The organism is Sinorhizobium prairiense, from assembly GCF_029201645.2.
GTDB classification, from domain to species: Bacteria; Pseudomonadota; Alphaproteobacteria; order Rhizobiales; family Rhizobiaceae; genus Sinorhizobium; species Sinorhizobium meliloti_A.
The window spans coordinates 1,463,571-1,485,741 of sequence record NZ_CP104133.1 but is presented as its reverse complement, the minus strand read 5'-3'; the positions used below and the strand labels follow the sequence as shown (position 1 = coordinate 1,485,741).

The 22,171-nt window shown below is 62.0% G+C and carries 21 protein-coding genes; 10 read left to right on the top strand and 11 right to left on the bottom strand.

From position 1 onward, the window contains the following. Window positions 1-173 precede the first annotated feature (173 nt). From N0Q91_RS30265 to N0Q91_RS30245, 5 genes are all read right to left on the bottom strand, one after another. Window positions 174-1,064, bottom strand: a complete 891-nt coding sequence (locus tag N0Q91_RS30265) for a helix-turn-helix domain-containing protein (RefSeq protein ID WP_275599100.1) — start codon at window positions 1,062-1,064, stop codon at window positions 174-176. Window positions 1,065-1,280: 216 nt separating this feature from the next. Further along, window positions 1,281-2,543 (bottom strand): sensor histidine kinase, encoded by a 1,263-nt coding sequence (locus N0Q91_RS30260; protein ID WP_275599099.1) that lies wholly within the window; start codon window positions 2,541-2,543, stop codon window positions 1,281-1,283. 4 nt (window positions 2,544-2,547) lie between these two features. Then, entirely contained in the window at window positions 2,548-3,246 is a 699-nt protein-coding gene (locus N0Q91_RS30255) for a response regulator (RefSeq protein ID WP_275599098.1), read from the bottom strand. A gap of 36 nt (window positions 3,247-3,282) precedes the next feature. Beyond that, window positions 3,283-3,834, bottom strand: a complete 552-nt coding sequence (locus tag N0Q91_RS30250; RefSeq protein WP_275599097.1) for a Spy/CpxP family protein refolding chaperone — start codon at window positions 3,832-3,834, stop codon at window positions 3,283-3,285. Between the two features lie 131 nt (window positions 3,835-3,965). Next, window positions 3,966-4,502: a 3'-5' exonuclease gene (locus N0Q91_RS30245; protein ID WP_275599096.1), complete on the bottom strand. Its 537-nt coding sequence runs from the start codon at window positions 4,500-4,502 to the stop codon at window positions 3,966-3,968. Between the two features lie 271 nt (window positions 4,503-4,773). Between N0Q91_RS30245 and N0Q91_RS30240 the strand changes: the two genes are divergently transcribed. Beyond that, window positions 4,774-5,520: a DUF899 domain-containing protein gene (locus N0Q91_RS30240; RefSeq protein ID WP_018099166.1), complete on the top strand. Its 747-nt coding sequence runs from the start codon at window positions 4,774-4,776 to the stop codon at window positions 5,518-5,520. A gap of 198 nt (window positions 5,521-5,718) precedes the next feature. Here the strand turns inward: N0Q91_RS30240 and groL are convergent, their stop codons facing one another. Together groL and groES are read right to left on the bottom strand one after the other, a co-directional pair. Then, entirely contained in the window at window positions 5,719-7,347 is a 1,629-nt protein-coding gene (gene groL, locus N0Q91_RS30235) for a chaperonin GroEL (protein ID WP_275599095.1), read from the bottom strand. Window positions 7,348-7,393: 46 nt separating this feature from the next. Continuing rightward, on the bottom strand, window positions 7,394-7,708 hold the full coding sequence (gene groES, locus N0Q91_RS30230) for a co-chaperone GroES (protein WP_026169069.1): 315 nt from the start codon (window positions 7,706-7,708) through the stop codon (window positions 7,394-7,396). 278 nt (window positions 7,709-7,986) lie between these two features. On the opposite strand from groES, the gene N0Q91_RS30225 reads away from it, so the two are divergent. Beyond that, window positions 7,987-8,259, top strand: a complete 273-nt coding sequence (locus N0Q91_RS30225) for an usg protein (protein WP_018099163.1) — start codon at window positions 7,987-7,989, stop codon at window positions 8,257-8,259. A 261-nt stretch (window positions 8,260-8,520) separates the two neighbouring features. Here the strand turns inward: N0Q91_RS30225 and N0Q91_RS30220 are convergent, their stop codons facing one another. Next, window positions 8,521-10,557, bottom strand: coding sequence for an NADH:flavin oxidoreductase (locus N0Q91_RS30220; protein ID WP_275599094.1), 2,037 nt, complete (start codon window positions 10,555-10,557; stop codon window positions 8,521-8,523). Between the two features lie 143 nt (window positions 10,558-10,700). On the opposite strand from N0Q91_RS30220, the gene N0Q91_RS30215 reads away from it, so the two are divergent. From N0Q91_RS30215 to N0Q91_RS30205, 3 genes are all read left to right on the top strand, one after another. Next, window positions 10,701-11,327: a TetR/AcrR family transcriptional regulator gene (locus N0Q91_RS30215; protein ID WP_018099161.1), complete on the top strand. Its 627-nt coding sequence runs from the start codon at window positions 10,701-10,703 to the stop codon at window positions 11,325-11,327. Between the two features lie 99 nt (window positions 11,328-11,426). Continuing rightward, entirely contained in the window at window positions 11,427-12,428 is a 1,002-nt protein-coding gene (locus N0Q91_RS30210) for an ABC transporter substrate-binding protein (RefSeq protein ID WP_275599093.1), read from the top strand. 98 nt (window positions 12,429-12,526) lie between these two features. Continuing rightward, window positions 12,527-13,510, top strand: a complete 984-nt coding sequence (locus tag N0Q91_RS30205; protein ID WP_275599092.1) for a L,D-transpeptidase family protein — start codon at window positions 12,527-12,529, stop codon at window positions 13,508-13,510. 39 nt (window positions 13,511-13,549) lie between these two features. Here the strand turns inward: N0Q91_RS30205 and arsK are convergent, their stop codons facing one another. Together arsK and N0Q91_RS30195 are read right to left on the bottom strand one after the other, a co-directional pair. Further along, the gene (gene arsK, locus N0Q91_RS30200; RefSeq protein ID WP_275599091.1) at window positions 13,550-14,755 is read right to left on the bottom strand and encodes an arsenite efflux MFS transporter ArsK; all 1,206 of its coding nucleotides are present in this window, start codon (window positions 14,753-14,755) and stop codon (window positions 13,550-13,552) included. 1 nt (window position 14,756) lies between these two features. Next, complete coding sequence (locus N0Q91_RS30195; protein WP_100670321.1) at window positions 14,757-15,122, bottom strand: ArsR/SmtB family transcription factor; 366 nt, start codon at window positions 15,120-15,122, stop codon at window positions 14,757-14,759. 174 nt (window positions 15,123-15,296) lie between these two features. Here N0Q91_RS30195 and N0Q91_RS30190 point away from each other — a divergent pair, with 174 nt between their 5' ends. From N0Q91_RS30190 to N0Q91_RS30170, 5 genes are all read left to right on the top strand, one after another. Further along, the gene (locus N0Q91_RS30190) at window positions 15,297-15,620 is read left to right on the top strand and encodes a hypothetical protein (protein WP_018099156.1); all 324 of its coding nucleotides are present in this window, start codon (window positions 15,297-15,299) and stop codon (window positions 15,618-15,620) included. Window positions 15,621-15,883: 263 nt separating this feature from the next. Next, window positions 15,884-16,105: a heavy-metal-associated domain-containing protein gene (locus N0Q91_RS30185; protein WP_275599764.1), complete on the top strand. Its 222-nt coding sequence runs from the start codon at window positions 15,884-15,886 to the stop codon at window positions 16,103-16,105. A 200-nt stretch (window positions 16,106-16,305) separates the two neighbouring features. After that, window positions 16,306-18,789 (top strand): heavy metal translocating P-type ATPase, encoded by a 2,484-nt coding sequence (locus N0Q91_RS30180; protein ID WP_275599089.1) that lies wholly within the window; start codon window positions 16,306-16,308, stop codon window positions 18,787-18,789. Between the two features lie 61 nt (window positions 18,790-18,850). Beyond that, window positions 18,851-19,294 carry a Cu(I)-responsive transcriptional regulator gene (cueR, locus tag N0Q91_RS30175; protein ID WP_026169068.1) on the top strand — a complete coding sequence of 148 codons (444 nt, stop codon included), beginning with the start codon at window positions 18,851-18,853 and terminating at the stop codon, window positions 19,292-19,294. A gap of 25 nt (window positions 19,295-19,319) precedes the next feature. Further along, window positions 19,320-21,539, top strand: coding sequence for a copper-transporting P-type ATPase (locus N0Q91_RS30170; protein ID WP_275599088.1), 2,220 nt, complete (start codon window positions 19,320-19,322; stop codon window positions 21,537-21,539). Between the two features lie 14 nt (window positions 21,540-21,553). Here the strand turns inward: N0Q91_RS30170 and N0Q91_RS30165 are convergent, their stop codons facing one another. Beyond that, window positions 21,554-22,000 (bottom strand): YqaA family protein, encoded by a 447-nt coding sequence (locus N0Q91_RS30165; RefSeq protein WP_018099151.1) that lies wholly within the window; start codon window positions 21,998-22,000, stop codon window positions 21,554-21,556. Window positions 22,001-22,171: the final 171 nt, after the last annotated feature.

The following is a 22,171-nucleotide window of genomic DNA, read 5'->3' as shown; positions in this document are numbered from 1 at the left end:
AATGGCGATAGAGGATAGGACGTGCGCCGCGGCTTCACTGTTCCGGTCTTTCGGAATTGTTCGGATCTTGCTGTGACGATCAAGGACTGCGGCGTGAGTCAGCCATCAGCCGTCAAGCTGCGCAAATACAGGCATCGCTGAGGCATTCCGCCGATGAGACCGGTGGAAGCCTGTCAGAGCCGACGGCGAAACTCGGTCGGTGTGATCCCCACCGCTTTTCGAAAGCTAGCGGCAAAAGCGGATTGTGTTTCATAGCCCACGGCCAGAGCGATATCGTTGACGCGCAGCTTCATATCTCTCAGCAGCGTCTTGGCGTAGGCGATGCGCTGGCGAGTCAACCATCCGTATGGCGTCTGTCCGGTGGCCATACGGAAGGCCGTACAGAAGTGGAATCGGCTCAAGTTTACCAGGTCCGCCAGTTCCTGAATCCGGATATCCTCCGCCATATTCTCGCGCATATAGCCGGTGACGCGCTTGACCTGCCAACCCGAAAGACCACGCTGCGGTCCAGGCGAGATAGGCATTGAAGTTGCGGAATGAGCCCTGAGGAGCTGAAGACAGACAAGGTCGAGGAGCTGATCGATGTACAAGTGGGAGATCGCGTCTCCCGAATTTATCTCGTCGTTGATCAAGGCCATGATGGTGAACAGTTTGGGATCGTTGAAGTTGACGCGGTCAAGCAGCTCGGGCTCTCGGCCATTTCCCACCTGATCCGCGCTGGCCAGAAGGCGCTTGTGACCCAGGAAAATGTTCGAGACCTCGACAGGGCCGTCGGCGCGCCAAAATCCACCGTGGCCTCTTGGTGCCAACGTGATCGTCCCCATCGCCGCGGGAGCGGAAATCGTCTGACCGCCGATCTTCACCGAGGCCATGCCCTGCCCGGAGTATTTCGCAGAGAGCACATGATCCTTCAGCGGCGGCAGATCATACTCGAACGGTTTGTTCCACCACCGGCCGACCAGTCGCGTATCATCCGAAAACACCTCCGGAACAAGGGGTGGCGACAAGCCCCGCTGCAAACGACGAATGTGGGCCGCCGTGTCCGCAAGCGCTTTCCCGCCCATGGCTGTCCCCTCTTCTTCAATCTACAGCTGACCCAAGCTTCGGGAACGCTAGCATTGCTCGAATATTTGCAAAATATACAGTTTGGTGAAGTGACGGCTTGTATTGGCGGTAGCGCGTACTTGCACGAGGCGGTCAACGGCTCAGCGTGACGCCACTTTGCCGCATTCCAACTGCCGCGTCGAGGTACGCGGATCTTTCGAAAGAGTTCCGGCGCCTTACCGATCCCTCGCAGGCCTGCTTTGCACCGGCAGCGTCACGACGAAGCAGGCGCCGCCGTCCGGCGGAGCTTCGTAGCGGACGGCGCCGCCGTGACGTTCGGCGATCTGGCGCACCAGCGCCAGTCCCAAACCCCAGCCGCCCGCAGCCTCGCTGCGTCCCGAAGGGCGGTAGAATGGCTCGAAAACGCGGTGCCTCTCGCTATCCGCTATGCCGGGCCCGTGATCGCGGACCCTGAGGATCGCAGCACCGTCCGCCGGCGCGACAGCGGCTGTGACAGGTGGACCGCCGTGGTGCAGCGCGTTCTGCAGAAGGTTGCGCACGAGCCTGCGAAGCAGGCGAGCATCGCCTGCGACGATCGCAGGCATTCCGGAAACCTCGACATCGTTGCGCGCGCCCTCTTCCGAGACGAGAGCCAGAAGGTCGACGGACTCCAGCGCATCGAGGTTCTCGACGTGGTCCAGTCTGCTGGCCAGCAGGATCTCCTCGATCAGCGTGTCCAGCTCGGAAAGATTACGGATGATTTCGTGCTTACGATCCTCATTCGGCGCCTGCTCGTAGAGGTCGATCGCCATGCGCAGGCGCGCAAGCGGCGAGCGCAATTCATGGCTCGCATTTGCGAGCAACGCCCGGTGCGACTTGATCAGCCGCTCGACATGGTCGGCGGCTCTGTTGAAGCTTTTGGCCACCGCCGCCACCTCGTCGCTGCCGTCTTCCGGCACGCGAGCCACTAGATCGCCCTTGCCCCAGGCATCCACGCCCACGCGCAGCCGCTCCAGCCGGCGGGTCAGGTGACGCACCATCGGATAGGCGGCCAGCCCGATGACACCGGCGATCAAAACGAGGTAGGCGAGCGGATTGCGGCCGGAGGGACGCAAGGGCCGTTCCATGCGCGCAGCCACGGTACGGCCGTCGGGCAGTTCGGTCACCATGGTGTGAAAATTGCCCGGGCCGTGGCGCCAAGCCTGGTCGAGAATGTCGCGCGGAAGCGGGCTGCCGGCGCTTGCGATCAGCCCGCCGCGCGGGTCGAATACGGCAATGTCGGCATTGAAGGTGCGTGAAAACCGCTCAATGGTCGCCTCGACGGTCCGGTTGTCCATGTCCGGCGGAATGAGCGCGGCGACGAACCGGGCGCGCTGGCTTTGCCAACCGGATTCCTCCTCGCCCTGCCCGAGCCATACGAATGCGGCGCTGGCGACGGCAACCGCAGCAAGGCTCGCGAGCAGTGTCAGGTAGATTTTCAGGAATAGCCGGCTGCGCATCGCTCTATCTCATATCGTCCTGATAGCGGGCGAAGACATAGCCGGCGCCGCGCACTGTTATGATGCGCTTCGGATGTTTCGGATCGCTCTCGATGGCCGCCCTGATGCGCGAGATGTGAACGTCGATCGAGCGGTCGAAAGCATCCAGCTCCTCGCCCTTGACCGCATCCATCAACTGTTCGCGCGAGAGCGTGCGGCCGGGATTTTCGGCGAGGGCCACAAGCAGGTCGAACTGGTAGCTCGTCAGCGTACACTCGCGGTCGTCGATCCTGACGGAGCGAGAACCGGGATCGATCTCCAGCCGTCCGAAGCGAAGGGACCGCGTAACCGCGGCGCTGCCGTTTCGGCGGCGCAGAATAGCCTTCAGCCGTGCCAGAAGCTCGCGCGGATTGAAGGGCTTGGGCAGATAATCGTCAGCCCCGAGCTCCAGCCCGACGATGCGATCCGTCTCCTCGCCTTTGGCCGTGAGCATCAGGATGGGGACGTCCGATACCGCGCGTATGCGTCGGCAGGTTTCGAAGCCGTCGAAATCCGGCAGCATGACGTCGAGGATGACGACGTCAGGGTTGCGGCGCCCGAGCTCGGCGATGCCCGCCGTGGCGGTCGCCGCGGTATCGACGGTGTAGCCGTTTCCGGAGAGATAGTCGGAGAGCATGGCGGACAGGCGCGTGTCGTCGTCAACAATCAAGACCCGTTCCGCCATCCCTGCGCTCCGCTCAATCTTCTGCCCGACTCATATTTACCACCGGCCGTGGCCCCTGCGCTCTTTCAAATGCTTGACGAGCTTGACGCGCTGCTCCGGCGTCAGCACTTCGGCCGCGTCGAGCAGCGCGGTCGTCATCTTGCGTGAGGCCTCGTCAATGGCTGCAATGCGTTCGCTGCGAAGTTTCTCGGCGGCGGCCCGGTCGATGCCCGGCGCGCCCAAGAGTTCGATAACCTCCTCGCGCGTCTCGCGGAAGTCCCGGAAAGTCGGCCTGATCTCGGCGCGGGCATTATCGATGATGTCCCAAAGCTTGTCTTCCTGTTCGGGTGTCGCATCGAGCTCGTCGAGCATGGTGCCGATCCGGTGTTCCATAAAGCCGCCACCTCCCATATGCGCCTGCATTACATGGCCGCCCATGCCGAAACGGCCCATGCCGAAGCCGAAATCGTCGCTGCGCGCGGCTGCAAATCCCACCGCGCTGACGGCCGCGACGGCCGCGAGGCCGCCGATCGCCGCGTGCCGTCCCCATCCTTTCGAAACGGCTTTGCCGGCGCCCGGGCCCGACAGGTCCTTTTCTTCGTTGTCCATTGCCAGTCTCCTTTGCTCCGCAGCACCTGCTGCGATGGAGAAAAGCTAACTCGACAACGTTTCGACCGTTCTGGGCGAATGTAAAGAAATGTAAAGCCGCTGCGCCATAAACTGGAGGACGCGAGCACGAGCTACACCGATCCGGCACGCTCCGCCGCCGCCTCGGCGACCAGCCTCAATCGATCCAGCTCGAGGCGCGCATCGGGAAGCGCTCTATGGACGGGCGACGGTCCGGTTGCGCCGATGACGCCGAGGACCAGGTCCGATATCTCCCTATCCGAAAACCTCTCGCCCATCTTGCGCCGTGCCGCATCGAGGAAGGCCTCGTCGGACCTTTTCAGCCGTAGAGCGTGCCTTGGCAGCCCGGCGGCTCTCAACAGCACGCTCAGCCATTTGCCGTCCCAGGAGGGTGCGCTGGCATAGAGCTGGTGTCCGGCAAGCTCACGGATCATTTCTTCGGCGATGAACGCGACAGGGAGCCCCTCCGCCCGAAGCAGTTCCCTCGATATGCCATGGACTTCCTCGGCTTCGTCGTCCCAGTCGATCCAATCCGGAGCCGGCCGTATCAGATAGGAACGCGAGCAGCCGTCCTGGAAGACCCAGGCGACCTCTATGGGGAAGCTTTTCTTGTTCAGAGACGATGCTTCGAAATCCAGGAATACGATCATTCGCGGCCACGTTCTTCCAATGCACCAACGTAATCTAGGTCAGTCCCGCTCGATCGACATGTCCAGGGGATCTCACGCGATATGTCGGAATGCCACGCGGCCGCCAGCAGCTCCGATGGAATGGCGCCACACTTGTTACTCCCACCATCGGCGTTCCGGTGCCAAACTACTTCGAGCCCGACGGCCAGGCGATGGCGCGGTCGGGATCGCGCCTTCAAGAGGCGCCAATGCGTACAGATTGCCAAAGCGCACAAACTGGAGGTGCCGAGCCATGACGAAACCGATGCACACGCCACCCGTCGTCCCGCCGCAGGCCTGGGAGGCTGCGCGCGAGCAGCTCCTCGTCAAGGAAAAGGCACTGACCCGGGCGCGAGACGCGCTGGCCGCCGAGCGCCGGCGGATGCCATGGATGGCTGTAGAGAAGGAATATGCGTTCGAAGGCCCCGCGGGGAAGGTCAGCCTCGTCGACCTGTTCGACGGTCGCCGTCAGCTGATCGTCTACCGCGCCTTCTTTGAACCGGGCGTTTTCGGCTGGCCCGACCACGCCTGCAGAGGCTGCTCCATGGTGGCCGATCAGGTGGCGCACCTCGCCCACCTGAACGCCCGTGACACAACTCTCGTTTTCGTCTCGCGGGCGCCCCAGGCGGATATCGCCCGACTGAAGGCGAGCATGGGATGGCAGATCCCGTGGTTTACGGTGACAGACAGCTTCGACGCCGATTTCGGGGTGGACGAGTGGCACGGCACGAACGTGTTCTATCGCGACGGTGACCGCGTTTTCCGTACCTACTTCATCAACAATCGCGGCGACGAGCAGATGGGCAGCACGTGGAATTACCTCGACATCACGCCGCTCGGCCGGCAGGAAGTCTGGGAGGATTCGCCCGAGGGCTATCCGCAGACCCCGACCTACAAGTGGTGGAACTGGCACGACAGCTACGTCAAAGACGCCGAGCCGGACAAGAAGTGGGTCGAGGTGTCGGACGCCGGAGAGGCGGCGTTCCGGAACCAGGACTAGATCGGGGCGACCCTGGGCCGAAAGAACGCTTCCCGCGCCGCAGACGTTGGCGCGGCTCTCATCTCCGTGACAAGCACAGAGATGATGAAGAGGAGAGATTGCAGTTCTCCGATACGTTCGAGCGGTATGAGGAAAAGTATGTTTTCCACCCGGAAGGGAGGCCCGCCCCCGAGGGCAAGGGCGGGCCTGACCGATCGCTTAGAAGTCCATGCCGCCCCCCGCCGGAAGCGCCGGTGCGGCTTCCTTCTTGGGCTTTTCTGCGATCATGGCTTCGGTCGTAACGAGAAGACCGGCGACCGACGCTGCGTCCTGAAGCGCGGTGCGGACGACCTTGGCCGGGTCGATGACGCCCATGGCATAGAGATCGCCATATTCGTTGGTCTGGGCATTCCAGCCATAGGAGAACTCCGCCTTCTCGCGCAGCTTGCCGACGATGATAGAGCCCTCGGCTCCGGCGTTTTCCGCAATCTGGCGGACGGGGGCTTCGATAGCGCGGCGCACGAGATCGACCCCGACGCGCTGATCGTTGTTGGCGGTCTTAAGGCCGTCGAGAGCCTTGACCGCCCGCAGCAATGCGACGCCACCGCCGGGCAGGATCCCTTCCTCGACTGCCGCCCGCGTCGCATGCAAGGCGTCGTCGACGCGGTCCTTCTTTTCCTTCACCTCGACTTCGGTAGAGCCGCCTACGCGGATCACCGCGACGCCGCCGGCGAGCTTGGCAAGGCGCTCCTGCAGCTTCTCGCGATCGTAGTCGGAGGTCGTTTCCTCGATCTGGGCGCGGATCTGCGTGGTACGGCCCTCGATCTCGGTCTTCGAACCCGCACCGTCGACGATGGTGGTGTTCTCCTTTTCGATCGAGACTTTCTTGGCCCGGCCGAGCATGTTTAGCGTGACGCTTTCAAGCTTGATGCCGAGGTCTTCCGAGACGACGGTGCCGCCGGTCAGGATGGCGATGTCTTCCAGCATGGCCTTGCGGCGGTCGCCGAAGCCGGGCGCCTTGACGGCCGCAACCTTAAGGCCGCCGCGCAGCTTGTTGACCACGAGGGTGGCGAGCGCCTCGCCTTCCACATCCTCGGCGATGATAAGGAGCGGTTTGCCGGACTGGACGACGGCTTCGAGCACCGGCAGCATGGCCTGCAGGTTGGAAAGCTTCTTTTCGTGGATGAGGATATAGGGATCCTCCAGTTCCACGCGCATCTTGTCCTGATTGGTAATGAAATAGGGCGAGAGATAGCCGCGGTCGAACTGCATGCCCTCGACGACCTCGAGTTCAGTCTCGGCCGTCTTGGCCTCCTCGACCGTGATCACCCCTTCATTGCCGACCTTTTCCATGGCCTCGGCGAGGTAGCGTCCGATCTCAGTGTCGCCGTTGGCGGAAATGGTGCCGACCTGGGCGATCTCGGAATTCTTGGAGATCTTCCTGGCGTTGTTCTTCAATTCCTTCACGACCGCATCGACTGCGAGATCGATGCCGCGCTTCAGGTCCATCGGGTTCATGCCGGAGGCGACGGCCTTGGCACCTTCCCGGACAATTGCCTGTGCGAGCACGGTTGCAGTCGTCGTTCCGTCCCCGGCAAGGTCGTTGGTCTTGGATGCGACTTCGCGCAGCATCTGCGCGCCCATATTCTCGAACTTGTCCTCGAGTTCGATTTCCTTGGCGACGGAGACGCCGTCCTTGGTGATCCGCGGCGCACCGAACGACTTGTCGATGACGACGTTACGGCCCTTCGGGCCGAGGGTTACCTTTACGGCATTGGCCAGCACATCGACACCACGCAGCATGCGCTCGCGTGCGTCGGTCTGAAATTTGACTTCCTTCGCAGCCATTTCTTCACTCCTCAATAGGCAGCTTGTTGACTGTATCTTCGCATTTTCAGGCGGCTATCTTCTCGGCGGCCTGGGCCTCGATGATTCCCATGACATCGCTTTCCTTCATGATCAGCAGATCTTCGCCGTCTATCTTGATCTCGGTGCCGGACCACTTGCCGAACAGGATGCGGTCGCCCACCTTGACGTCGAGCGGCTGGATCTGACCCTGTTCGCTGCGCGCGCCAGGACCTACAGCGATGACTTCGCCTTCCTGGGGCTTTTCCTTGGCAGTGTCGGGGATAATGATGCCGCCTTTGGTCTTCTCTTCGGACTCGACGCGGCGGACGAGAATACGATCATGAAGCGGTCGAAACGCCATGTTTTCCTCCATGGACAAACATTGATGATCTTGTTCCCCATCCCGGACCGGATGACCAATCCGGACGGGTGCGAAGCCTCGTTCGAGCACTTCGCGCGGGTTGATCTGGTTGGGCAAAAAATGGATTTCAAGAGGTCCCTGCAAAAAAATCAGCAGCGCTTCGACGCGGCTGCTAACAGACTGGAAAGGAACCTGAATTTCGCTGTGACGTTAAGGTCATGCCGGGGCCTCGCAAGATCGGCCGGGAGCCGGCCAATGATATGTAACGGAGATGAAGTATGCGATTTTCATCGGATCTCGAGCGCCAGCTCAACGGTTACGGTCTCACGACCGCGCATATCCTCTACCGCATTCCCGATTTCGAATCCGTCCTGCAGACCTATGTCTGGCAGGATTACGACGTCGCACCGGAATTTCCCCAGATGCGAAAGTTCCTCGATTTCTGGCAGACCAATCTGGACGGGCCGCTCCACTCCGTGCGGTTCACCCACAAACGGTTGATCGGCCCGAACGAGTGGCGGCAGGTGGATGGCGAATTCAACATTCACTGATTTCCGGCGTTGAAAGGGCACTTGCGTCTCCCGCGCCAAGGCCTATTGAGATTTGGAACAGCCGCCGCGGCTTGTTTGGTTTCCTCATTCCTGTGCTTGTCACAGGAATCCAGCCAGACCAAAGTCCTTGGGCTGAAAGAACGCTTCCCGCGCCGCGGACGCGGCGCTGCTCTCATCTCTGTGACGAGCACAGAGACGAGGAAAAGGAGAGATTCCAGTCCCCGCCTCAAGGTGGGAACACGCCGGTGGATCTGCGTGGCGTCAGATATCCTTGAGAAGGCGGAGGGCGTCGTAGATCGCGGCGTGGGTGTTGCGCGCCGCGACCGCATCGCCGATCCGGAAGAGCTGGAACTTGCCCTCGGCGTTGCGGACGACCGATTGCGGTTCCCCGGCGATCAGCTGGTCGTGCGCGATCTCGCCCAGATTGCTGGAGGAGGGCTTCAGCTCGAAGTACAGATCGTCGAGCGGGATGGTTCCGTGATTGACGACCACCTGGTCGAAGGTCCGCTGTTTGGAGATACCCCCGTAGTCGCTGCCGACATGGGCGACCAGTTGATTGCCGCTTTTTTCGACCGCTTCCAGACGGTAGGTGACGGTAAGGGTCACATCGAGCTTCTGCAGGGAACGCATGTAAGGCACGAGGTTCATCGCCATGACCTCCGGCGCGAAGGAGCGGTCGGGCGTCATGATCTCGACCCTTGCGCCGGCATTGGCGAGAAATTCAGCGGCCTGCAGAGCGGCGTGGTCGCCGGCGTCATCGAAGATCAGGACGTTGGTGCCCGGCTTCACATCGCCGGAAATAATGTCCCACGCCGACACGACCAGCTCGTTGCCCCTCGACAGCACCTCCGTATGCGGAAGCCCCCCGGTGGCGATGATGACGACGTCAGGATTTTCCGCCTGAATGGTCTCCGCTTCCGCCCAGGTATTGAAATGGAAGGTGACGCCGAGTTTTTCGCACTGGCTCATGCGCCAGTCGATGATGCTGATCATTTCCCGCCGGCGCGGGCTCTGCGCAGTCAGGCGGACCTGGCCGCCGGGGTCGCTTGCCGCCTCGAACACAACCACCTGGTGGCCACGCTCCCCCGCCACGCGTGCCGCCTCGAGACCGGCCGGTCCTGTCCCGACGACGACCACTTTCCTGCGACAGTGTGCCTTCGCGATGCTGTGCGGCATCGTCAGCTCGCGTCCGGTCGCAGCATTGTGGATGCAATAGGCGGCGCCCCCCTGGTAGATGCGGTCCAGACAGTAGTTCGCGCCTACGCAGGGGCGAATGTCGTCCTCCCGCTTCTCGATGATCTTGCGGACGATGTGCGGGTCGGTCATGTGGGCGCGGGTCATCCCGACCATGTCGACCTTGCCGGACGCAATCGCGTGGCGCGCGGTCGCGACGTCGGGGATTTTCGCTGCATGGAAGGTCGGGAAATTCGTCGCTGCGCGGATCTCGCCGGCGAAGTCCAGATGCGGCGAATTGGCCATGCCCTGAATAGGGATCACATCCGTCAGTCCGGGGTCGGTATCGATATGGCCGCGAATGATGTTCAGGTAGTCGATAAGTCCGCTTCCCTTGAGACGTTTCGAGATCTCAAGACCTTCCGCCTTGTCCGTCCCCCCGGGAAGGCATTCATCGGCCGTGTATCGCACGCCCAGGATGAACTCGTCTCCGACACGTGCCCGGATCGCCTTCAGAACGTCGAAACAGAAGCGCATGCGGTTGTCGAGCGAGCCGCCGTAAGGACCATCGAGTTCGTTCGTCAATGGCGAGGCGAACTGGTCGATGAGGTGACCGTAGGCCTCAAGTTCGACGCCGTCCATACCGCCGGCCTTCATGCGCTCGGCCGCATCGGCAAAATCCTTGATTATCCTGTCGATGTCCCAGTCTTCGATCTTCTTGGGAAAGGCGCGATGCGCCGCTTCGCGATGATGCGAGGGAGCGACGACCGGGAGCCAGTCTCCCTTGTCCCACCGCGTGCGCCGGCCGAGATGAGTGAGCTGGATCATGATCGCCGCCCCCTCCTCGTGCACGGCGTCGGTCATCTCCCGGATCCACGGCACGATCTCGTCCTTGTAGGCAAGCAGATTGTTGAAGACCGGCGGGCTGTCCTTCGAGACGGCCGCCGAACCGGCGGTCATCGTCATCGCCACGCCGCCCCGCGCGCGCTCCACCGTATAGGCGCGATAGCGCTCCTTCGGCATGCCGTCCTCCGGATAGGCCGGCTCGTGCGCCGTTACGATGATGCGGTTGCGCAGCGTCAGGTGCTTCAGCTGGTACGGTTGAAGGAGGGGATCGTTCGGCATTTGCGGGGCTCCGGCTTGGACGTGGCGGCAGCGTAAGGGAAAATGTACACATGTGTCAACAAAACAGGCATTGAAGTCAGGGTCGGAGACACTGATGTACATTTTTCTTGCGGGGGTACCCGTCGATCTGCTAAATAGCGACGATGGAGCACATCACGAGCGACAGCGGCTGGCGCGGTTCCCCGGATGTCTGGCTTGGAGCAGCCTACGAATCCCTGCTCGATGCCGGCATTGATGCGGTGAAGATCCAGCCGCTTGCGAAGAAGCTCAATCTGTCGCGGACGAGCTTTTACTGGTTTTTCAAGGACCGCGAGGAACTGCTCGACAGGCTCGTCTCGCGCTGGCGCGAAAAGAACACGGGCAATCTGGTAAGACAGTCCGAGGCCTATGCCGAGACGATTGCCGAAGCGATGCTCAACGTTTTCGACTGCTGGCTTGATGGCGGTCTCTTCGATTCTCAGTTCGAGTTCGCGGTGCGAAGCTGGGCCCTGCAGTCGCCTGAAATTCTTGCGGAAGTCCAAAGCGCCGATCAGCAGCGACTCGACGCGCTCACGCGCATGTTCCTGCGGTTCGGGCATGGCGAGGCGCGGGCCGATGTGCGTGCGCGCACGATTTATCTCGTGCAGATCGGCTACATCTCGATGCAGACGAAGGAAGACGTATCCGTGCGGATGAAGCGCATTCCGGAATATGTGGAGATCTTCACCGGACAAGCTCCGGAGCAGAGAGAGCTTGATCGCTTCTTCGCCCGGCACGGCTACTCCGGATAGCGATAGAGGGCGATAAAGAACGAGCGAGGCAGGAGCGGGCAGACGCGGCACCCTGCTCTTCCGATAAGACGCCGCAAAAAAAGAAGAGGGAACAGTGTAATGAGAAAGCTGCTTGCGTCGACATGTCTGATGCTTGGCCTCATCGTAGGAGCATCGGCGTCGAATGCCGCCGAGTGCGGGAGCGTCACCATTGCCAGCATGAACTGGCAGAGTGCCGAGGTCCTCTCCAACCTGGACAAGTTCATTCTCAATGAAGGCTACGGCTGCAGTGCCGAGATCACGATCGGCGACACCGTGCCGACGATCACCTCCATGGCCGAAAAGGGCCAGCCCGATATCGCGCCGGAGGCGTGGATCGACCTCCTGCCCGATGTCGTCAAGAAGGGCCAGGACGACGGTCGTATCATCACAGTCGGCTCACCGCTGCCCGACGGCGGCGTCCAGGGATGGTGGATCCCCCAATACCTCGCCGACGCACACCCCGACATCAAGACGATAGGCGACGCGCTGAAGCACCCCGAGCTCTTTCCGGCCCCCGAGGATCCCAGCAAGGGCGCGATCCTGAACGGACCGCAAGGCTGGGGCGGCACGGTGGTGACGACGCAGCTTTTCAGCGCGTTCGACGGCGAGAAGGCGGGCTTCACCCTGGTCGACACCGGCTCTGCTGCCGGCCTGGACGGGGCTATCGCCAAGGCCTATGAACGCAAGGAGGGTCTTCTTACCTATTACTGGTCTCCTACCGCCCTGCTCGGCAAATACAAGATGGTCAAGCTGGACCCCGGCGTGCCCCATGACGCGGCCGAATGGAAGCGCTGCAACACAGTAGCGGATTGCTCCGACCCCAAGCCGAATGCATGGCCGGTCGACACGATCGTGACGCTGGTTGCCAAGCCCTTCTCCGAGCGGGTCGGTCCCGAGGTCATGGACTATCTGACCAAGCGCTCCTGGAGCAACGATACCGTCAGCCAGCTCATGGCCTGGATGACCGACAATCAGGCCAGCGGTGAAGAAGGTGCGAAGCGCTTCCTCGAAGAGAACGAAGACATGTGGTCGAAGTGGGTCTCGCCTGAAGCCGCCGAGAAGATCAAAGCGGCGCTCTGACGGCCTTGTGCCCGTGCGGCGTGCGAGACGCACGCCGCATCCACTGCCAAGGGCAAGGAAATCAGCGGGCGGAACAAGTCGGGCCGGCTGGCCATTTGATGTTCATGAAGAACATCATCCTTGTCGCAGCCGCCCTGTCATTGGGCCTCCATTCCACCGCCAGCGCTGAAGACCTTCAGCCGGAAGCCGTCAACAACGCGCCGATTGCCGGGATCGCGCCGGAAAGGCCGCCGAAAGAGCCGCCTGACCCGGATCCCGCCATCGTCCATCTCCAGATCCTCTTGGATCGCGCGGGGGCCTCTCCCGGGGTAATCGACGGCTACTACGGCGAGAATGTAACCAAGGCCGTTGCGGGATTCGAGGCCATGCAACGTCTTCCCGTCGATGGAAGGCTGGACCCTGAAGTCGTCAGCCGGCTTTCGCAGGATCAGCCTGTCATCCAGTCCTATGTCATCACGAAAGAGGATGCCAAGGATCTCGTCGATGAGATTCCCGACGACTATTCCAAGCAGGCCAAGATGGATCACCTCGGCTATACGAGCGTCGAGGAGAGGTTGTCCGAACGGTTTCACATGGACGTCGACCTTCTGAAGGCGCTGAATCCAGGTGCGTCGTTTACCGTCGGGGAGACGGTCTGGGTTGCAAAGCCCGGCGCCGCGAAGGAAGGCGCGGTCAAAAGGATAGAAGTGCGCAAACGAACGGGGCAAGTTCTGGCATTCGCCGAAGATGGTTCACCGCTCGCTGCCTATCCCGCCTCCATCGGCAGCGAAGGGACCCCCTCCCCCACGGGCATCCACAAGGTAAAGGGGGTCGCGCGAATGCCCCCTTACGAATACGACCCCGATGTCAACTTCAAGCAGGGCGACAACAACAAGCCCTTGACCCTTCCCAAAGGCCCCAACAATCCGGTGGGAACCGTCTGGATCGATCTGACGGAGCCCACCTATGGAATCCACGGCACGCCCGAACCGTCCTTGATCGATAAAGCCCAGTCACACGGGTGCGTTCGTCTGACGAACTGGGACGCCGAGGAACTGGCGGCGATGGTCAAGCCGGGGGTGGTCGCCGAATTCACCGACTGAACCTCAGTCGACTCCGAACCCGGCTGAGGCAACGCAGCGTCAAAGAGTGAGAGCATCCGGCCGACGCTTGGCGGCCGATGCCACCGCCACGAAGGCGCCCATGCCGACCGCGCCGAGGCCGGCATTGGCCAACAAGGCGACATCAGTGCCGAAACGTTCCATCAGGACGGAGAAGACAAAGGGTGCCATCGCGCCCGCCGCCAGCCGTGCGGCGGCCATTCTTCCCGTTATCGCACCGTAACCGGCCGATCCGAAAAGCCAGAGCGGAAGCGATCCCTGCGCAATGCTGTTGATGCCCGATCCGAGACCGAGACAGATCGCGAAGACCACAGCCCCGGGCAGCCAGGTTCCGGAAAGACCGAGGATGACGACACCCGCTACGATGAGCGTGGCGGACAGGGTCGCGAGCATGGGCGGCAGCAAGTTTGCGCCGAACGTCATGTTGATGAGCCTGCTCAGAACCTGCGACGGTCCGAAGAGCGAGCCGATCATCACGGCTGCCGCACCGAAGCCGATCGTTCCCAGCATCGGAACCATATGCGTCAGTATCGCGGAAAGTGTGAATCCCTGTAGGGCAAAGGCTAACGATACGAGAAGCATGCCACGCCGTCTGGCCTGTGCCGGAAGCGCGCCGGCAATCGCTTCCCGGTCCAGGCCGGCAGATTCGATCGCTGCAGACGTCCGGCTTCGCATGATCCAGCGATGCAGCGGGAGGCAGACGAGCAGGTTCAACGCCGCATAAGCGATGTAGATTTCGCGCCACGAGAGAAACTCTCCAAGGGTTGCGGCAATCGGCCAGAAGATCGTCGAAGCGAAGCCTCCGATCAACGTCAGATAGGTGATGCTGCGTGAAGCCGCCTTGGGGCGAATTTCCACAAGTGCCGCAAAGGCCGCCTGATATTGCACCATGCCGGAGGCCACTTCCAGGAGGACTATGGCAATGCCGAACACGGCCGTCGAGGGAGACCAGGCGCACAGCAAAAGAGCCAGAGCGGAGACGGCCGAGCCGGAAGTCATAATCGTCGCGGCGCCGAACCGATCCATCCATCCCCCAACGAGAGGAGCCGAAAGGCCACCCACCAGCAGCGAAGCGGAAAACACGCCGAACACTTGCTCGACGGTCAGGCCGAGGTCGCGTGCCATTCCGGGCGCTAGAATGCTGAAGCTGTAATAGAGCGTGCCATAGCCGATGATCTGGGTGAGGCCGAGTGCGGCGACGATGCCTGCGGGGATCCCGGACTTCATATCAGCCGTTCCCGCCTTCGGCCGGCCCGGAGGATGCCACGCTACACGGTTTGGGCCCGTTCAAGGATGCACGTACGCTGGCGTGTCCGACACAACAGTCCTCCATCAGGAACTTCACAAGATCGGCAAGGGTTTCGTAGCTGGCGCTGTAGACGATCGAGCGTGATTCGCGCCTCTGCGCGATCAATCCGGTCCGTTCCAGTTCCTTCAGGTGGAAGGAGACGTTCGAGGGCGAGACGCCCATCTTTTCTGCTATCGCGCCCGCAGCCATGCCCCCCGGCCCCGCAACGACGAGTGTTCTCACAATTCCCAGGCGCGTCTCCTGCGACAGGGCGGCGAAGGACGATCGGGCTTGTCGCTCTTCCATATTTCAATCTTCCTACAATAATCAAATTGATGGGTAGCCGACCTGACGCGGATCGGCAAGTCCGAAGTGAGATCACGCTTCCTGAGCTTTAAATCCCTGGTCCGCGCAAGCGATGGAACGATCGGCCTGCCGATTGGTTTTCACACATCTGCTTCCGAGATAAAGGAGATTACAATGAAGGTACTCGCTACGATCCTTACAGCAATTTCGATTGCGGGCCTCGCATCCGGTACAGCCACGGCCGCCTGCAAAGATGGTACTTCGGCGGACACCACCGCCTCCATCAATGCCGAAAAGCCGGGGATAGCAAAGGACGGAACCAAAGCCCCGCTGGAAACCGGGAACAATGCTGCGAGCAAGGACGGTCAGACGATGCCTCTGGCTAACCAACAGGGCGGAGGAGACGAGAACCTCGCCACGTCGCAGCAGGATGCCGAAGCTCAGCAGTCAGGCGAGCAGACAGCCGCCGCGAAGGCTGACGATTGCGTCGTCGAATGAAGCCAGCGGCCATTCGGGGCGGCCCGGATGATAAGGGCTGCGCGCAAGTTCGATGTCAGCACCCCGGCTGGCTTGCCGCTGTCGCAGATGAATGCCGGCCAGCCGACCCTTGCATGGAGGGCAACGGCTGGCGGGAAGCGGCAACACCGCTGAAGTGGCGGTGAACGGGCCGTAGCGCCCGAAAATAAAGTCCGGGCGTTCCCTTGACCCTGACATCGTTGGAAGATGCATGCTGTGGCGGTTTCGTGAAGCAAGGGTGTTCCATGTACGATATCAGCATATCCGATATGACCTGCAGCCACTGCGCCGGCACCGTCGAAAAGGCGGTGAAATCAGTCGATCCGAACGCCAAGGTCACCGTTGATCTCCGGGCGAAAATCGCATCGATCGAGTCCGACATTGGTCCCGCTGCCTTTGTCGCCGCCATTGAGAATGCCGGTTACAAGGCTTCCATTGGCAATGCCTGCTGCGGCCAAGGCATCTGAATGCCCCGTAAGGCCGGAGGTTGGAGCGGTTCGGTGTTTCACCGAACCGCTCCGAGTATTTGATACGGCGTCCTTCCGAGCCGAAGACCCTACGCACTTCCCGCTGCTGCTTGCCGTGGAGGGAAGAAAACACGCAAAGGTGCTTGACCTTCCCATTATTGGAAGGATTATGAAGGGTGCAGTTTGGAAAGGACCTTCCGATGACTGCACTGAAAAAGATTGAAAAATCCACACCGATTCCGATTCCCACCGACTTCGGCATTGAGGGCCTGACGTGTGCCTCCTGCGTCCGACGCGTCGAAGAGGCGATCACCGCGGTGCCGGGCGTGGCCTCTGCGAATGTCAACCTGGCGACGGAACGGGCAACGGTTCGGTTCGATGGAGAGCCGGACACGCCTGCGGTGCTGCGCGCGATCGAGAAAGCCGGCTACGCGCCGAGGATCGCCACCGAGGAACTCCAGATCGAAGGCATGACCTGCGCCTCCTGTGTTTCTCGCGTGGAGAAGGCGCTGAAGGCCGTCCCCGGCGTTGCGGATGCGGCCGTTAACCTTGCGACGGAGAAGGCGACCGTGCGCCTGCTTTCCGGAACCGTCGACATGTCCGCCCTCGAAGCTGCAGTCCGCGGTGCCGGATACGAGCTTCGCAAGACGAAGGCCGCCGAGGCTTCGGCAGGCGAAGAGGATCACCGCGCCACCGAGCTCCGCTCTCTCAGATACGCCGTGACGATCTCGGCGCTGATGACCCTTCCGCTTTTCCTGGTCGAAATGGGGTCACATTTCATTCCAGGCGTCCATGAGCTGATCATGGGTACGATCGGCATGCGAAACAATCTGTACCTTCAGTTTGCACTCGCCACGTTCGTCCTCTTCGGACCGGGGCTGCGGTTCTTCCGGAAGGGCGTGCCGAACCTTCTGCGCTGGACGCCCGACATGAACTCGCTGGTCGTCCTCGGGACCACCGCCGCATGGGGTTATTCGGTCGTGGCGACCTTCAGCCCCGGCGTTCTGCCTTCGGGAACGGCGAATGTCTACTACGAGGCCGCTGCCGTGATCGTCACCCTGATCCTCCTCGGCCGCTATCTCGAAGCACGGGCGAAGGGTCGCACGAGTCAGGCGATCAAGCGGCTCGTCGGCCTGCAGCCGAAAACGGCTTTCGTGCTGCGCGGCGGCGAATTCGTCGAGGCGCAAATCAGCGAGGTCGTGGCCGGTGACGTCATCCGCATTAGGCCCGGTGAGAAGATCCCCGTGGACGGCATGGTTATCGACGGCAGCTCCTATGTCGACGAGTCGATGATCACCGGTGAACCCCTTCCCATCCAGAAGACAACCGAGAGCGCGGTGGTCGGCGGCACGATCAACAAGACCGGGTCCATCACCTTCAAGGCCACCAAGGTCGGCAATGACACGCTGCTTGCGCAGATCATCAAACTGGTCGAAGCCGCCCAAGGCTCGAAGCTGCCGATCCAGGCCCTGGTCGACAGGGTTACCGGATGGTTCGTTCCGGCCGTGATTCTCGCAGCCGTGCTGACTTTTGCCGCCTGGTACGCCTTCGGCCCCTCGCCTGCGCTCTCATTCGCCCTCGTGAATGCTGTCGCGGTCCTGATCATCGCCTGCCCCTGTGCGATGGGCCTGGCGACCCCGACCTCGATCATGGTCGGTACCGGCCGCGCCGCCGAACTCGGCATCCTGTTCCGCAAGGGAGAGGCTCTCCAGAGCCTGCGCGACGCCGATGTGGTCGCGCTCGACAAGACCGGGACTTTGACGAAGGGCCGCCCGGAACTGACCGACCTCGTCGCTGCAGAGGGCTTCGAGGCCGACGAAGTGCTCTTCCTCGTCGCGAGTCTCGAAACGCTTTCCGAGCATCCGATCGCGGAGGCCATCGTGTCGGCGGCAAAGTCCAAGGGGATCGCGACGGCCGCGGTCGCCGGCTTCGAAGCGACGCCCGGCTTTGGCGTAAGCGGATCGGTGTCCGGGCGGCAGGTGCTGATCGGCGCGGACCGAGCGCTCGCCACGAACGGGATCGACGTTTCCGGTTTCTCGACCGAGGCCGAGCGGCTCGGCGCCAGTGGCAAGTCGCCGCTCTATGCGGCCATCGACGGGCGGCTGGCGGCGATCATCGCAGTGTCGGATCCGGTCAAGGAAACGACGCCTCAGGCGATCAAGTCCCTGCATGAGCTCGGCCTCAAAGTGGCGATCATCACCGGGGACAACCGCCGCACTGCAGAGGCGATCGCCAGAAAGCTCGGCATTGACGAAGTCGTCGCCGAGGTCTTGCCGGAAGGCAAGGTCGAGGCGATCAGAAAGCTTCGACAGGACGGCCGCTCGGTGGCGTTCATCGGCGACGGCATCAATGATGCGCCGGCTCTCGCCGAAGCGGATGTCGGCATCGCCGTCGGGACGGGAACCGACATCGCGATAGAAAGCGCCGACGTCGTGCTGATGTCCGGCGACTTGAACGGCGTTGCGAAGGCGATCGCGCTCAGCAAGGCGACGATCCTGAACATCAAGCAGAATCTGTTCTGGGCATTCGCCTACAACGTCAGTCTCATACCGGTCGCAGCCGGCGTGCTTTATCCGGTGAATGGCATCCTGCTTTCGCCGATTTTCGCGGCAGCGGCCATGGCGATGTCGAGCGTTTTCGTCCTCGGCAATGCGTTGCGGCTGAAATCGGTCAACCCGGCATGAAGGCGCAGGTGCGAGGGCGACCGGGCGGCCGCAATCGACGCTCGCAGAAAAGGAGAAACACATGAATATCGGCGAAGCCTCCAAGGCCAGCGGCGTCTCCTCCAAAATGATCCGCTACTACGAACAGATCGGGCTTATCAGTCCCGCCCTTCGAACCGCGTCCAGCTATCGGACTTACGGCGACAACGACGTCCATACGCTTCGCTTCGTGCGCCGGGCACGCGATCTGGGGTTTTCGGTGGAGCAGATCAAGGAACTGCTTGCCCTCTGGCGCGATCGGTCCAGGGCGAGTTCCGACGTCAAGGCGGTCGCCCTGGAACACATCGCGGAACTGGAACGCAAGATAGCCGCCATCCAGGAAATGACGCGGACGCTCAAGCATCTCGCGGGCCATTGTCACGGCGACGATCGGCCGGACTGCCCGATCATCGAAGAAATCGCGAACGGGTCCGCCCGGGTGAATACCGAGGTCAATCCCCGCTTCGGCGTCGCGTCGCTGAAATAGCGTCCAACTCGGAACGGAGACTTCGATGGCAGATCAAAAAGATCATGGGGATCGACACCACCATCACCGCCATAATGCGCAGGACGAGAACCAGGCCCGCACGCAAAAGCGCGCGGTCCCCGCTCAGACAGAGGAAGCGATCTACACCTGCCCCATGCATCCGCAGGTAAGACAGGTCGGCCCCGGGAACTGCCCGATCTGCGGCATGGCGCTGGAGCCGGAAATCGCGACTAACGAAATAGGACCGAGCCCGGAACTCGCCGACATGCGTCGGCGGTTCTGGATCAGTCTCGTCCTGGCAATGCCTGTGCTGATACTGGAGATGGGCGGCCATCTCGTCGATCTACACATGCTCCTCACGCCGCAAATGTCGAATTGGCTGCAGCTCGTCCTTGCCGCGCCGGTGGTCCTGTGGGGTGGCTGGCCGTTCTTCGAAAGGGCATGGCGGTCCATCATCGCGCGGCACCTGAACATGTTCACGCTGATCGCCATGGGCACTGGAGCTGCCTGGGTCTACAGCGTCGTCGCAACAGCAGCGCCGGGCCAGTTTCCGGCAACGTACCGTTCCGACGGCGGAGCGGTTGCGGTCTATTTCGAAGCGGCTGCCGTGATTACGGTGCTGGTCCTGCTCGGCCAGGTTCTGGAGCTGCGCGCCCGGGAACAGACGGGCGGCGCCATAAGAGCGTTGCTCGACCTTGCGCCCAAGACCGCTCGCCGCATCGAAGGTGAGGGTAACGAAGTGGACGTACCCCTGGAAGCCGTGGCCGTCGGTGACTGGCTGCGCGTGCGGCCGGGCGAGAAAGTGCCTGTAGACGGCAAGCTCATCGAAGGCCGCAGTTCGGTGGACGAGTCGATGATCACCGGCGAATCCATGCCGGTCACCAAGGAAGCCGGCGATCACCTTATAGGCGGCACCGTGAACAAGACGGGTGGCTTCGTCATGGAGGCGGGCAAGGTGGGACGCGATACCATGCTGTCGCGGATCGTGCGGATGGTAGGCGAAGCGCAGCGCTCGCGCGCCCCTATCCAGCGTCTGGCCGACGAGGTCTCCGGCTGGTTCGTTCCCGCCGTCATCGCGACCGCCGTCGCCGCCTTCGCCACCTGGATGTGGCTCGGACCGGAGCCGCGATTCATTCACGGCCTTGTCGCTGCTGTCGCGGTGCTCATCATCGCCTGCCCCTGCGCCCTCGGTCTCGCCACACCGATGTCGATCATGGTCGGCGTAGGGCGCGGCGCGCGTTTGGGCGTGCTTATAAAGAATGCCGAGGCACTGGAGCGGTTCGAGAAAGTAGATACGCTGGTGGTCGACAAGACAGGAACGCTCACCGAGGGCAAGCCCAGGGTGACGTCGATCGTCGCGACCGAAGGGCTGGGCGAGAATGAGCTTCTCCAATTGGCCGCAAGCCTCGAAAGGGGGAGTGAGCACCCGCTGGCAGACGCAATCGTCGACGCCGCGGCGGCGCGCGGTCTAACCTTCGGCAAGGCGGAGGATTTCGACAGCCCGGTCGGCAAAGGCGTCACGGGTTCGGTCGATGGCCGGAAGCTGATCATCGGCAGCCACCGGATCATGGAAGAAGAAAGCGTCGATGTGTCAGCCCTTGCGGAAGAAGCCGAACGTCTTCGCGGCGAAGGAGCAACCGTCATTTTCGTGGCCATCGACGGCCGCGCGGGCGGTCTCTTCGCGATTTCCGATCCCATCAAGGCGACAACCCCCGATGCCATGCGAACATTGATCAATGAGGGCATCCGTGTCGTCATGCTCACCGGGGACAACAAGACCACCGCCAAAGCCGTCGCACGCAAACTCGGGATCGAAGAAGTCGAGGCCGAAGTGCTTCCGGATCACAAAAGCGAAATCGTCGCGCGCCTGCGCCAGCACGGACGTATCGTCGCCATGGCTGGAGACGGTGTCAATGACGCCCCCGCGCTCGCCGCGGCCGATGTCGGCATTGCCATGGGGACCGGGACGGACGTGGCAATCGAGAGCGCAGGCGTGACCCTGATCAAAGGCGACCTTCAGGGAATCGCCCGGGCACGGCAGTTAAGCCATGCGACGATGAAGAACATCCGCCAGAACCTGTTTTTCGCCTTCATATACAACGCTGCGGGAGTCCCCGTCGCCGCAGGCATTCTCTATCCTAGCTTCGGCCTCCTGCTCTCACCGATCATCGCAGCGGCGGCAATGGCCCTTTCGTCGGTCAGCGTAATCGCCAATTCACTGAGACTGAGAGGCGTCCGGATATAGCAAATGCGAGCGCCTCAGAAACCGAGAACGGCTTTGGCGCCGAGAGTGGCCGCGGCAAGGAAGACGTATCGGCCCGTCTTGGCGATGGCGACGAGGATCAGGAAGGACCAGAGCGGCTCGCGCAAGACGCCGGCGATCACGGTGAAGGCGTCGCCGAAAACGGGCATCCAGGAGAGAAGCAGGGTCCAGCGGCCGTAACGCCGGTACCATCCGCCTGCCCTTTCAAGCGACGCCTCCTTCACCGGGAACCATGGTCTGTCGTGAAAACGATCGATGAACCTCCCGAGGAACCAATTGCATACGGCTCCGAGGATATTGCCGAGGCTAGCCACGACGATAAGTGCCACGAGCGAAAACTTGCCTGAAGCGAGCAGCCCCACCAGCAACGGCTCGGACTGGAACGGCAGGACGGTGGCTGCCCCGAAGGCGACGAGGAAGAGGCCGGCGTAAGCTGCGGTCATGGGTTCTCAGGTCTCTTCATTGGTCGACATCATCATAAAACCCCTGGTTATTATCGTCACGCCATCGCTACCAGAAGTGGCGCGCACAGCTTCCCTGCGGCTGTAAGGCGGACGGCCATGCAGCCGCAGGTGCGTGCGCGCGGTCCAACTCTGCAAACACAGCCGGCACTC